Consider the following 13,496-nt stretch of genomic DNA (forward strand, 5'->3'; position numbering starts at 1 on the left):
TAAAATTCCTCCTAAATTTTTATGCGTTTTAATCTTAATGCGTTTAAGACTACCGATACAGAACTGAATGCCATAGCGGCACCTGCTATCCAAGGCTGTAATAGTCCTAATGCTGCAATCGGTATACCTAAACTGTTATAAAATAACGCCCAAAATAAATTTTGTCGAATATTATTCATTGTCTTCTTACTTAATGCGATTGCTTTTGGGATATGCGATAAATCGCCACCTACTAATGTGACATCCGCTGTTTCAATTGCTACATCTGCACCAGTTCCAATTGCCATACCAATGTCAGCTTTTGCTAGGGCCGGAGCATCATTTATTCCGTCACCTACCATTGCAACAATTTTCCCGTGTTTTTGTAAATTAGCTACAATATCGGCCTTTTTCTCAGGCAATACTTCAGCAAATACGTTTTCAATGCCAACTTGCTTAGCAATCGCATTTGCTGTGTGCTTATTATCACCGGTCACCATAAATACTTCTATTTTTAAATCCCTTAATGCTTTTATTGCATTTCTTGAAGATTCTTTAATTGTATCGGCGACAGCAATCATTCCTTCTAGTTTCTCATTAATCGCTACTAACATGCCTGTTTTTCCCGCAGATTCAAATGCGATTAATTGTTCATCAACAGAAGCAAAGTCGATATTCTTTTCATTCATTAATTTTCGAGTTCCGATATAAATCTTTTTATCGCCAATCATTGCTTCGACCCCATATCCAGGTATGGCAATAAACTCAGTCAGGTCAGTCAACTGAACCTCTTGTTTAAGAGCATATTGTACAATTGCCTGTGCTAAAGGATGCTCTGACATTTTCTCTACACTCGCAACGAGTCTTAACAAATCTTCTCGTTGATGTAAATTAATAAAATCTGTTACTTCTGGCTTTCCTTTTGTAATCGTTCCTGTTTTATCAAGAATGATTGCATTTATTTTTTGAGTAGTTTCTAAATATTCTCCGCCTTTGTATAAAATACCGTTTTCTGCGCCTTTTCCACTTCCAACCATAATCGAAGTCGGAGTAGCAAGACCTAGTGCACAAGGACATGCAATCACTAAAACAGCTATAGCTACTTCAATTGATTTTGGTAAATTTTGCGGATCTACTACGAAAAACCAAATTATAAATGTTAAGATCGCAATCCCAATTACAATTGGAACAAATAGATTCGAAATTCGATCGGCTAATCTCTGGATTGGAGCTTTTGAACCTTGTGCTTCTTCAACTATTTTCACAATATTGGCTAATGCAGTGTCCTTACCAACCTTCTCAGCTCGTATTGTTAAAATACCATTTCCATTAACTGTTGCTCCGACTACATTGTCCTCAGCCTTTTTATCAACTGGTAAAGACTCTCCAGTAATCATTGATTCATCGACTGTAGAAACTCCTGATACTATGACACCATCGACAGGAATTTTCTCTCCTGGTTTCACTAAAAGTAGATCTCCAACTTTTACAGCTTCAAGTGGTACGAATATTTCTTTACCATTTTCTAAAACTGTCGCTTCCTTTGCTTGTAATTCCATTAATTTAGAAATCGCTTCAGTAGTTTTCCCTTTAGCGATATGCTCAAAATATTTTCCAAGCAAGACTAATGTGATTAAAACTGCACTTGTCTCAAAATAAAGATGTGGCATATACGAACTATTCGTCAATGTCTTAATCGACTCAACTAAACTATAAAAATAAGCGGCCGAAGTTCCTAGTACAACGAGCACATCCATATTTGCACTATAATTTCGAATTGCCTTAAATGCGCCAACGTAAAAATGCCAACCAATAATAAACTGAACCGGTGTTGCAAACAGTAATTGGAACCATGGATTCATTAATAAATGTGGCATCCAAATATTTGTACTAAAAGGAAGATGAGAAACCATAGAGTACAATAGTGGAATGGAAAGTATGATCGAAACAATCAATTGAAGCTGCTTGTTTCGTGTCGAGTCGTTTTCCTTAACCTCATCTTCTGCTTTTAAAACTGCCTCATAACCTATGTGACTAATTTTATCAATAATCGATTGAACCGTTCGCACTTCCGGTAAATATGAAATAGTTGCGATATTCATAGCTAGATTGACGTTGATTTGAACAACTCCATCCATTTTCCCAATCACTTTTTCGATACGAGCTGAACATGCGGCACACGTCATTCCAGTAATATTTAATGTAATCTTTTCAACAGCAACCTCGTAACCAATCGTATGGATTTTATCTATTAAATCAGAAGTTTGATATTGTCCTTTGTCATATATAATAGTAGCTTTTTCTAAAGCAAGATTTACATTCGCTTTTAAGCCTTCCATTCGATTTAAACTTTTTTCGATTCGGGTTGCACATGCTGCGCAGGTCATCCCTTCAATGCCAAGGGTCAACTGCTTTGCATCATTCATCTAAATCAACCCCTTTATTTTACGTACCTTTTAATTACCTCCATTAATTCAGTTACCGATGCTTCGCCATTATTTTCCTTAACTGCCTTAACCATACAATGATTCGCATGTCTCTCAATTAAAGAGAAGCTTACTTTTTTCATAGCAGCTTCAACTGCCATAATTTGCGTTAATATATCTATACAATAACGGTCCTCTTCGACCATTTTTTGAATCCCTCTTACTTGCCCCTCTATTCTACGAAGACGCTTCATTAAATCATTTATTTCTTCTTCACTTCTTGGGACCATTTGATCATCATGGCAATTTTCCATTTTATCACCTCACCATCATTATATACTCATAGGGGGTATAGGTGTCAATTTTTTATTCTATTTAGTTTTAGTTGTCCATATGATGATATAAACCGGATAATTAGGGGGTATCATAAATGCTCACCAGTTGGGTATGCATTAGTGTCATGCTGATTATAACGTTCATTTCAATCCAATTAAAACCAACTAAAAATGACCAAATGCATCAAATGATGTATATGATGATGATTAGTATGACGAATGGATTAACTCTAGGTGTACTAATTACACTTTCAAATCAGCAACAATTTTTCATTTCATTACTTATTTCGATGGGCGTCTCCGCACTAATTGGATTATTTATTGGCTGGAAATTACACTTCCTTGCACTACTTGAAGGAATCTTTACTGGCATGATGGCTGGTATGATGGGAAGTATGATTGTCGTTATGCTTTCGATCACCGAGGCAAAATCTTTATTATTAATTTGTTTATTATTATTAACTTGTTCAGTAATATTTTGTTCTACTATGTTCTTAAACGAGCGATTCCCGAAGCTACTATCATCATTCTTTCCAGTAATTATCATTTCTAGCCTGCTGCTTATTTTATCTATTTATTTTTCGTTTACTCATTTTGAAACAACTACAATTTCACAGAATTACAGGATTAATATGCTAAAAAAATAGATATTCTATTAAGCTATATAACAACAGCGAAACATTGATGCAGGGATATTTTTAGAAAATTATTACGAGTTATTTAGTGTTTGTGGGAAGCTATATGATAAGATGTACTAGTGCTTGAAAATTGAAATGGAAAAGGAAGATTACAGCAGATGACAAATCAAAATGAAACTAACGCTTTACCGCCAAAAACTTGTACAATTGAACGCCTAATCACACTTCCGGAAGATATCGAAAAAGTGCTGAATGGACAAAAAACAGCTACTCGTAGAAACGGGAGATATGCAGATGTTGGGGAAGTGATGAACCTTCAAGATCAACGTTATGTTGTTGAAAACGTTTATTCGCAAGCCCTTGGTGAATTAACAGATGAGCATGCTAAACAGGAAGGCTATACGAATGTAGAAGAGTATAAGCAATCAATCCTGTCAATCCACCCTGGTATGCCTTGGCTACCAAAAATGAGGGTATGGGTTCATGAGTTTCGCCTCATCCAAGATTGATCGGATATATTGATAGATATGCTATATCGAATACTTCTTTATATACATATTTTTAGTGTAATCTTATCAATCGGTCCTTTTTTTGTATTGATTCCTTTACTCAAAAAGTTGCGTACTTCAGAGTCCGCGATACAACAGGGCTTTTTGGATGTGTTCCGCTTTGCAGTCAGATTGGCTAAGCATGCCGGGCATGTACTTGTTTTGTCAGGAGTATTGTTGGTAATGGTAGGCTCATGGTCATGGAAGACGTCTTGGATTGTCATGACGATTCTTCTTCTGGTGAGCTCTTTATTCTTTCTTGCTAGAGCCTTCTCGCCTACAATTAGGAAATTTAGCCAACCAGACCAAGACCAGAACAGATTGATTTATTTACTTCGCCGTTCTATTTGGATTTACATCGTACTTTTGATGATCATGCTATTGTTTATGGTCGTAAAACCTCCATTATGGTAGGCATGATTCAAATTAAGCAGACAGGTTTTCTTTAAATGTAGAAGCCAGTCTGCTTTTTTATTTCGATGAAACGGACAGTATAACTATCAATTGCTGTTATACAGCAAAAAAAGATAGTAGGAACAAATATCCTTACTATCTTAATTAGCAGAAACGACAATCATTTATTGATCGAAACCTTATAATTAACGATTTCATCATAATATTTTAAATGAATTTGTTCTTTATTTATTTCATCTTTAAAATAACGTTCATGAATCATCACTTTGGCAATGTACTCTTTTCGAATATGATCTTTCGCATCTTCAATTGCAGTAACGGCTTCAACTAAATCAGCCATTTTATTTGCTATTTTTTTAGCGTAGTATGTTTGTGAATTAGCATCTAAAGTATGAACATAATTAACAACTTCATTTAATTCTTCAAGCTTTTTCTTTACGATTATACTTTCATCATCTAAACTTTGCGGTACATCAATTAGTTTTTCCTCGATAAATGCTTTAAAAATTGGATAAACATTCATCTTTTTAAACAATCTTAAAATCTCTAAACCTAATATATTGGCCGTTCCTTCCCAAACCGTAAGTACTTGGGCATCTCTTAAAAGGCGAGGTGTAACGAAATCTTCAATATAGCCATTTCCTCCATGCATTTCAATTGCTTCATGGGAGAAATGAATTGCTTCTTCAGCTGTACGCATTTTTAAAATAGCAATTAAAAGTCTGACTAGTGCTTGTTCTTCATTTGTTCCATTTTCTTTGCCGATCACTCGATCGTATAAGGCGACTAAATTAAACACTGCACTTGTTTGTACTTCTTGAATTGATGCAAGTTTTGCTAATGTCTCTTGAATCATTGGAAAATTTGTTAGTAATTGTCCAAATGCAGGTCTATTTTCAGCATATTTTTTCGCTTCTAGGAAAGCCCTTCTCATAATTCCAATAGAAGCTACTGCATTACATATTCTTGATAAGTTTAAAGCTTCCATCATGTAGTTAATTCCTTTTGAAGCATCGCCAATTAGAAAAGCTTTTGCCCCATTAAACTCAATTTCTCCCGATGGAACCGCTCTGACACCGAGCTTATCTTTTAAACGACGAATCGTAAATCCATTGTTTGTTCCATCATCATTCTTCCAAGGAACTAAAAATAAGCTTAAGCCTTTACTTCCAGAAGGTGCACCCTCGATTCTTGCTAATATCGTTGTTATTCCGCACTGTCCTGCATTACTAGCAAAATATTTCTCACCATAAATACGATAGTAATCTCCTTCTTTAATTGCTTTAACTACATTGGCTCCTACATCTGAACCACCTTGTCTCTCAGTTAAAAAAGTTGCTCCTTCATATAATTCTGTTTCACCAGTTGATAATAAATGTGGGAGATACTTTTCTTTTAGTGCTTCATCCGCATATCGTTCTACTAAAAACGTGGCAGCCATAGATAACGTAACCGGACAATAAAAGCCAGCCTCGGTCTGTGATAATAAGTAACCTTGCGCATAGGAATAAATATAATTTCCTTTAATGCCGAGTTCTGGAATTGGTTTATGAAGATAGCTCACAATTCCTCTATTATAAGTATCCTTAACGGTTTGCTTATACCCCTCATTAACCCAAACATGCGAAATATCATTACCATAAGCATCATATTTAATTAGTCGAGGTTGACCTTCTCTGTCCGTGTGAATTGCACGCTGATCAATTTCATTCGCACAAAGCTCTCCAAACTCTTCTAATTCTTTACTTGCCCATACAAAAAAATCTTCTTTAAAATATTTGCTTAAAATCATTTGCAGATTAAGGTCTTCTTTATAAAAATTCATAGGTTCTCCCTCCTACCATTCTTTAACAATATTACTTAATCTCTAAAAATTTTCGCTCAAGCTCGCTCTTCATTCTAATAATCTCTTCTTTTAATAGGATCAAATCATTAATTTTCTTATCTACTTCACTAATTTTTTGATTCCCATACTCGATTGTTTTTTGTAATTGTTTTTCACCTGTTCGATCTACCATAAATAAATCAATCATTTCTTTTATTTCTTGTAAATTAAAACCTAAATTCTTTCCTCTTTGAATTAAAAAGAGACGTGTCCGATCTTTTGGAGAATATTTTCTTCTACCACTTTCAGAATACGTAGGGTGTAATAATCCGATTTCCTCATAATATCTAAGGGTTCTATGAGTCGTATTAAATTCATTAGTCATGTCTCGAATCGAATAAAGCTTCAACGTTCTTCCCCCTTCTAGCTATATTATAAAACTTACGTTAACGTAAGTTTCAAGATAGAATTCTTCGACAAATTTAGATCGAGATTCATTTTAAAAGGCTTTAAAGTAATAATTCTTAAGACCTCCTACTTTTCCTTCCTTTTTTTGGTATAACATATTGTGTTCCTGCAAAACATAAGTTTATCTGTAGCCTAAGGCTTAATAGATTGTAGTAATTACATAATGATGAACTAAGAAGGAGATTACGATGCGGAAAACTATTGCTGATTTACTGATTGATTCATTGATTCAGGCAGGAGTTACTAGAATTTATGGGATCGTTGGCGATTCTTTAAATGCGGTTTTGGATTCAATTAAAAGCTCTGAAAAAATTGAATGGATTGGCGTTCGCCATGAGGAGGTTGCGGCGTTTGCTGCGGGTTCAGATTCTCTTTTGAGTGGAAGTATTGCGGTTTGTGCGGGAAGCAGCGGTCCTGGAAATCTTCATTTAATTAACGGATTATACGATTGTCATCGAAGTCGGATTCCTGTTCTAGCTATTGCTGCTCAAATTCCAAGTATTGAAATTGGAAGTGAGTATTTTCAACAAACTCGTCCTGAGCAACTATTTAAAGATTGTAGCCATTTTTGTGAAACGGTATATAGAGCTGAACAAATGCCACGTCTAGCAACGATTGCAATGCAGCATGCTATTGCAAGAAAAGGTGTATCTGTCCTTGTTTTACCTGGTGATATTGCTGCACTAGAAGATCGACAAACAGTTCCAGAACAAGTCATTCATGTTACTAATCCAATGATTAGTCCATCTAAACCCGAGTTAGAGAAACTTGCTGGATTTCTAAATGATGGGAAAAAAGTTACATTACTTTGCGGAGCAGGCTGTGAAGGAGCACATTCTCATTTAATGCTTCTTTGTGAAAAATTAAAATCACCAATGGTTATTGCACTTAGAGGTAAAGAATTCTTAGAATACGATAATCCATATAATGCCGGTTTAACTGGGTTAATTGGTTACTCATCAGGATACCACGCTATTATGGACAGTGATGTCTTATTAATGCTTGGCACAGATTTTCCTTACCGACAATTTTATCCTGATGATGCAGTGATTTTACAAGTCGATGTTCGAGCAGAACATTTAGGACGACGAGCTGCCCTCACTTATGGATTATGTGGCGATGTAAAAGAGACGATCAGTCAGCTATTACCTCTTTTAACAGACGTGAAAGATTCAAGTCATTTAGAAAAATATGTCGCAGCATATAAAAATGTACGTGAAGATTTAGATAAATTTGCTGTAGGAAAACCAGGTCGTACACCGATTCACCCTCAATATTTAACGAAGATGGTAAGTGACCTTGCAAATGAAGACACGATATTTACATGCGATGTCGGTACTCCTACGTTATGGTCTGCAAGATACTTACAAATGAATGGAAAAAGAAGATTACTTGGATCATTTAATCACGGCACAATGGCCAATGCGATGCCACAAGCAATTGGTGCTCAAGTTTCACAATCAAATCGCCAAGTAGTCGCATTATGTGGAGATGGTGGACTGTCCATGTTGATGGGCGATTTACTAACAATACACCAGCATAAATTACCTGTAAAAATAGTTGTATTTAATAATAGTGCGCTAAGTTTTGTAGAATTAGAAATGAAAGCTGCAGGATACTTAGAAACAGGCACAACTTTAGAAAACCCTAACTTTGCCTCACTTGCAGAAGCCGTGGGAATGAAAGGAATTCGTGTAGAAGACCCCGCTGATTTAGAATCAGCTTTAAAGCACGCATTTGAACATAACGGACCTGCATTAATTGATGTATTAGTAAACCGCCAAGAATTAGCAATGCCTCCTAAAGTAAGTATTGAGCAAGCTCATGGCTTTACTCTCTGGACATTAAAAGCCGTATTAAATGGTCACGCTAATGACGTAATTGACCTTGCTAAGACGAATCTTTTAGATCGATTTCATTTATAATAGAAGAACCCGTTCGGATTGAACGGGTTCTTTTTGTAGCGAAATTTGTACGGTCAAAACTGAAATACACGAACGTTACGTGAACTTTATTGATAAAGCTGTGAACTTTGTTGATAAAGTGGGATTTTTTGTTGATAAAATAATTATTTTTATTGATATAACGGCTATTTTTGTTGATAAACTGTTGTTACCTTTTTAGCTTGATTCTAAATCTGTTCAGTTAGTTTTCCATTTTCAATAAAAACAACACGGTCACATAAATCTAGCATTCTTTTATCATGGGTTACCATGATCGCAGCTTTTTGTCTTTGCTTAACTTCTTTAGAAAGCATTTCTACTACTGCTCTGCCTCTTTCAGAATCGAGACTAGCTGTAGGTTCATCAGCAAAAATGACTTCTGGATCATTCATTAGTGCTCTAGCAATTGCTACTCGTTGTCTTTCTCCACCTGATAAATTTTCTGGATAATTTCTCATCCTTTTTGATAACCCTAATTGCTCAAGTAGTTCATTAGCTTTCTTTTCTGCAACTTTATTTTTTATGCCGACTAACTCAGCAATTAATAGAAGCTGATCTTTAACTGTTAAATATGGGATTAAATTAGACATTTGAAAAATGAATCCGATTTTTGATAGTCTAAATTCATTCAGTTTTTTTGCTGGGAGTTTGCTAATTTCAATATCATCAATTAATATTTTCCCACTAGTCGGAGATAGTAATGCTCCGGCTATTGAGAGGAAGGTACTTTTACCTGAGCCTGAAGGTCCTACGACTGCTACTAGTTCCCCAGCTTTTACTTGAATGGAAACTTGATCTAATACAGTTGTTGCTGATGAATCTCCGTCATTGTATATTTTGCTAATATTATCTAGCACTAATTTATTACTCATTAAAAAGCCCTCCCTATTGCTTCAATCGCGTCTATTTTTACTACTTTTAATAAAGAAATTAATGAGCCGACAATTGCAACAAATAGAAATAATAAAGAACTTCCTATAATTAATTGAGCATCAAATACAAATGGTAATCCAGCAGGTAATACTTTCGATAAACCAAATGTTATTGAAATGCTAATGATTAAGCTCAAAAGTGTAAGGGTTAAAACTTGAAAAATGATGTTTTTCGCTAAATAACTAGTTTTAGAACCGATAGCTTTTAGCACTCCAAATTGATTAATTTTTTGAATTGTAATGATATAGAAAAAGACTGCTAATACAAATGCTCCAATAAAGAATAGAAATACAATCATCATTAATAATGATCCCTGTTCTTCTTTATAACCAGGAATTCCTTTTAATGTTTGGTTTTTATTAATTACTTCTACTCCTGAGACTTTTTCATTTACTTTTTTCGCCATGCTTTCATTTGTTTTCAAAGCAATTGTATTAATTGATTTCTTACTATTGACCATTGACCATTCTTTATCATTCATATGAATAACCGGTGCATGACTATATGACTGGTTCTCTGTAAATCCAACAATTTTAAACTCTTTACCCGAGATTTGATCTGAAATATGATCACCAAGTTTGATTCCTTTTTCTTTCAAGGAAATATCTCCAACAACTTCATTCGTTGTTGTATTATTAATCATTTTCCCTTCAATTACTTTAGGAGCAGCTAAACCATTCACATCAATTCCAAATAAGGTAGCATCAATTTTTTTAGCTGTTCCATCCTTCAGAAAAGTAGTCATTTGAACACCAATATTAGTTGAATTTTTCTCACCAATAAGTTGCTGAACATCATTTATTTGTTTGTCCGTTAACATTGAATGATTAATTTGTTTACCTGATTCCTTTTGTAAAACAAAATAGTTTGAGGCCATGCTATCAATTGAAGAAGCATTATCAAAAGATAATCCTTTCGCTAATCCTGAAACGAATAATACTAGGAATGATATAAGGATCATGATTAGACTAATTAATAAAAAACGTAATTTTGCGTGTTTAAATTCTCTTAATGCAAGAAACACCTGTCATTCATCTCCTTTAATATACTTAATTTGTAGAGTGTAAAAACAGAATCACTCTTTGTAATTTAAAGTATAGGAATGTTAGATGAACAACAGATGAACAGTCGATGACAATTATGAAATATGATGCGGAATGGATAAATAAAATTTAGTTCCTTCGCCAACTTTACTACTTACTTCAATACGCCCATTATGCAATTCAATAATTTGTTTTACGATGGCTAAACCTAAGCCGCTGCTAGATTCTTTTCGAGTCCTTGCTTTATCAACAATAAAAAACCGATTAAATATTTGTTTTAAATCATGCTCAGAAATGCCTATTCCAGTATCTTGAAATTCAATTTGTACATGTTCTTCATTGCTACTGAGCTTTATTGAGATTGATCCGCCTTCATGACTAAATTTAATACTATTTGTCATTAAATTTGTCCAAACTTGATGCAGTAAATTCTTATCAGCGTAGACTAAAGTTTGTGGTAATTCTAAATCAATAGCCAAATCCTTGTTTCTCCAACTCCATTCAGTTGTAAAAACCACCTGCTTAATTTGTTCTGCAACATCAAAAGTTATTTTTTGTAAAATACTTTCTTCCTTATCTAATGCAGCTAACGTTAATAATTGTTTACTTAATAAGGACATTCTTCTACTTTCTTCTTCTATGATCGATAAGTAATGATTTCTCTGCTCTTCAGTTAAGCTTTTAGTTTGAAGTGATTGCGAAAAACCTTGAATTGATGCAAGTGGAGATTGAATTTCATGAGATACATTCGAAACAAATTCCTGGCGCATTGCCTCAATTTGTCCCAATTTTTGTGACATATTTGAAAAGTTGTTAGCAAGTTTTCCTATTTCGTCTTGTCGGTTAATTTGCAACTTTACATCATACTTTCCTTCTGCAATTCTCTTAGTTGCTTCAGTTAATTTAATGATCGGTTTTACAATATATCTTGTACTAACTAAAACAAATATGATACTTAATACGATTGTCAGTAATAGGAGAATCGAAAAAAGAATACGTAACTCACCAAATTGAAGCTGTACATTTGGTCGCATAAAAAGTGCCATCTGATTTTTACCTGACTTGATCGGGACACCAATTGTATTACTCAAAGTGTTGTCAAAAAAACCAGTTACAAATAATGATGTTGGAAATTCAGCAATACCGTGATAAACCTTTCCGTTTAAGACAGAATCAATAACCTTATGGCCTAGTTTTTTATCTCTAAAAGAACCTCCATAAAAGGATTTATCTCCTTTTTCATCCACCACTAAAATTTGATATCCTAATTTACTAACACTCTTTAAATAGTTACTAAGCTTAATTCCATTATTTTCTTCATAAAAAGTACCAATATCTAGAGCCATTTTAGTTAATTTTTTATCATTATAAGGCTTTAATTGATAGTGGTAATACACATTAGAAAAAAAGAAAGCCAATAAACTGCTACTGATCATAACAACGATGATTGTAAGAACAATTCTTATGTATAAAGTTTTCACTTTTTAGTGACCTCCAATTTATACCCAACACCACGAACAGTTTTTATACTAAAATCATCCGTTAAAGTTGAAAATCTTTCACGTAAACGTTTAATATGAACATTTATTGTTCGATCATCACCTTCAAAATCGGCACCCCAAATTAATTGAATAAGCTCATCTCGTGTAAAAATTCGATCCGGATAACTTGCCAATTGAGATAGTAATTCAAATTCCTTCATTGGAAGCATTAGTAATTTTCCATTGCAGTAAACCTCGTAACTTTTTCGATCAATAACAGTCTCATTCAGCTTAATTTTTTGAGCGCTAATCATATTGTATCGCCTTAACAGCGCCTTAATCCGAAAGAGTATTTCTTTTGGTTCAAAAGGCTTTGTTAAATAATCATCTGTCCCAACAGCAAATCCTTTTTCTTTATCCGACAGCTCACTTTTTGCGGTTAATAATATGACTGGAAAATCATAATACTCTCTTATTTCTTCGCAAAGCTGGTACCCATCTTTGCCTGGCATCATTACATCTACAATCGCTAAATTTATTTGTTGATTTTCGAGTAATGTCGAAGCTTCATCTCCATTAGCTGCTTCAAATGTCGTATAGCCTTCTGATTGTAAATACATTTTCAGCAATTCTCTAATATGTGAGTCGTCATCAACGATTAAAATTCGAATCATAATTTATCCCCATTCTTTGAAATTAGTACAAATCATATCATATTTTAATTTTAATATCTTTTTTCATTTTATTTCATGGGTAGAAATGCCGATGTATTATAACGTGATTAAAAATATTTCTGTAATATAGTTTGTCCCCCATACATTTCTGTCATTTCAAACATAAAATTAATATTGTAGTTTTATAATTAAGGCTGTTTTCGTAAATCTTGTTGCTCTTTAAGAAGATGACTAGTTGATTACGCCCCTATATGTTTTTAATATAGAGCATTTGGCTAGCATCTTAAAGTTTCACTTTTTCTGATACTCCTACAGAAACCCCACATCTTTTTTTCAAACAACTTCTTTATTTACTGTGTGTTTTAAAAGTCATGTTATAAACGACAATCATTTCGAAAAGAGTCAATCATAATAGAAAGGAGCAAATCCAAATGGCACTTCAACTAATGAAACTGTCCCTTATTTCAGCATACACCCCTGGAGCAACAGACGTTGGTTCATTAGTGATTACTGTGCCTACTGGAGGAGACGGAATTTTAGCTGATACTCCAATTATGTTGGAAATAGTAAGTTTTGCACCTAATTCCGATATTACTGTTTCAACATAAAAATGCTCAAAAAAAAAGTTCCTGGATGGAACTTTTTTTGATGTTGCTCAATAGTAGCCGTCATAAAAATAAAGAGATAAATTGGATGATGATAATTGTACCCTTTAAAGGAACGTCTTCTGTAAGAATCATCAACACTTATACTTATACCTAAAATTGGCATTTACGTATTGATCCTTTT

13 protein-coding genes are annotated in these 13,496 nt (G+C 34.1%); 5 read left to right on the plus strand and 8 right to left on the minus strand.

Annotated elements, in window-relative coordinates:
- Positions 1-11 precede the first annotated feature (11 nt).
- Both CN601_RS02385 and CN601_RS02390 read right to left on the minus strand, forming a co-directional pair.
- Complete coding sequence (locus tag CN601_RS02385; protein ID WP_098169906.1) at positions 12-2,405, minus strand: heavy metal translocating P-type ATPase; 2,394 nt, start codon at positions 2,403-2,405, stop codon at positions 12-14.
- Positions 2,406-2,419: 14 nt separating this feature from the next.
- On the minus strand, positions 2,420-2,719 hold the full coding sequence (locus CN601_RS02390) for a metal-sensing transcriptional repressor (protein ID WP_098120134.1): 300 nt from the start codon (positions 2,717-2,719) through the stop codon (positions 2,420-2,422).
- Positions 2,720-2,835: 116 nt separating this feature from the next.
- Between CN601_RS02390 and CN601_RS02395 the strand changes: the two genes are divergently transcribed.
- The 3 genes from CN601_RS02395 to CN601_RS02405 all read left to right on the plus strand — a co-directional run bounded on the left by CN601_RS02395 (position 2,836) and on the right by CN601_RS02405 (position 4,340).
- On the plus strand, positions 2,836-3,387 hold the full coding sequence (locus CN601_RS02395; RefSeq protein WP_098120133.1) for a hypothetical protein: 552 nt from the start codon (positions 2,836-2,838) through the stop codon (positions 3,385-3,387).
- A 149-nt stretch (positions 3,388-3,536) separates the two neighbouring features.
- Positions 3,537-3,887: an ASCH domain-containing protein gene (locus CN601_RS02400; RefSeq protein ID WP_098120132.1), complete on the plus strand. Its 351-nt coding sequence runs from the start codon at positions 3,537-3,539 to the stop codon at positions 3,885-3,887.
- Positions 3,888-3,905: 18 nt separating this feature from the next.
- Complete coding sequence (locus tag CN601_RS02405; RefSeq protein WP_098120131.1) at positions 3,906-4,340, plus strand: hypothetical protein; 435 nt, start codon at positions 3,906-3,908, stop codon at positions 4,338-4,340.
- Between the two features lie 160 nt (positions 4,341-4,500).
- Here the strand turns inward: CN601_RS02405 and CN601_RS02410 are convergent, their stop codons facing one another.
- Both CN601_RS02410 and CN601_RS02415 read right to left on the minus strand, forming a co-directional pair.
- Positions 4,501-6,165: an acyl-CoA dehydrogenase family protein gene (locus CN601_RS02410; RefSeq protein WP_098120130.1), complete on the minus strand. Its 1,665-nt coding sequence runs from the start codon at positions 6,163-6,165 to the stop codon at positions 4,501-4,503.
- A gap of 31 nt (positions 6,166-6,196) precedes the next feature.
- Positions 6,197-6,574 carry a MerR family transcriptional regulator gene (locus tag CN601_RS02415; protein WP_098169907.1) on the minus strand — a complete coding sequence of 126 codons (378 nt, stop codon included), beginning with the start codon at positions 6,572-6,574 and terminating at the stop codon, positions 6,197-6,199.
- Positions 6,575-6,821: 247 nt separating this feature from the next.
- On the opposite strand from CN601_RS02415, the gene poxB reads away from it, so the two are divergent.
- Positions 6,822-8,558, plus strand: a complete 1,737-nt coding sequence (gene poxB / locus CN601_RS02420; RefSeq protein ID WP_098169908.1) for a ubiquinone-dependent pyruvate dehydrogenase — start codon at positions 6,822-6,824, stop codon at positions 8,556-8,558.
- A 206-nt stretch (positions 8,559-8,764) separates the two neighbouring features.
- Here poxB and CN601_RS02425 read toward each other — a convergent pair whose 3' ends face one another.
- The 4 genes from CN601_RS02425 to CN601_RS02440 all read right to left on the minus strand — a co-directional run bounded on the left by CN601_RS02425 (position 8,765) and on the right by CN601_RS02440 (position 12,707).
- Positions 8,765-9,448: an ABC transporter ATP-binding protein gene (locus CN601_RS02425; RefSeq protein ID WP_098169909.1), complete on the minus strand. Its 684-nt coding sequence runs from the start codon at positions 9,446-9,448 to the stop codon at positions 8,765-8,767.
- The gene (locus tag CN601_RS02430) at positions 9,448-10,533 is read right to left on the minus strand and encodes an ABC transporter permease (protein WP_098169910.1); all 1,086 of its coding nucleotides are present in this window, start codon (positions 10,531-10,533) and stop codon (positions 9,448-9,450) included. The genes CN601_RS02425 and CN601_RS02430 overlap by 1 nt, the downstream gene beginning before the upstream one ends.
- A gap of 114 nt (positions 10,534-10,647) precedes the next feature.
- A complete protein-coding gene (locus CN601_RS02435) occupies positions 10,648-12,033 on the minus strand; it encodes a sensor histidine kinase (protein WP_098169911.1) in 1,386 nt (461 codons plus the stop codon).
- Entirely contained in the window at positions 12,030-12,707 is a 678-nt protein-coding gene (locus tag CN601_RS02440) for a response regulator transcription factor (protein WP_098169912.1), read from the minus strand. The genes CN601_RS02435 and CN601_RS02440 overlap by 4 nt, the downstream gene beginning before the upstream one ends.
- Positions 12,708-13,138: 431 nt before the next feature.
- Here CN601_RS02440 and CN601_RS26460 point away from each other — a divergent pair, with 431 nt between their 5' ends.
- Positions 13,139-13,315 (plus strand): hypothetical protein, encoded by a 177-nt coding sequence (locus tag CN601_RS26460; RefSeq protein WP_179865409.1) that lies wholly within the window; start codon positions 13,139-13,141, stop codon positions 13,313-13,315.
- The last annotated feature ends 181 nt before the right edge of the window (positions 13,316-13,496 follow it).

It is taken from the genome of Bacillus sp. AFS017336, from assembly GCF_002555445.1.
GTDB lineage: Bacteria > Bacillota > Bacilli > Bacillales > Bacillaceae_G > Gottfriedia.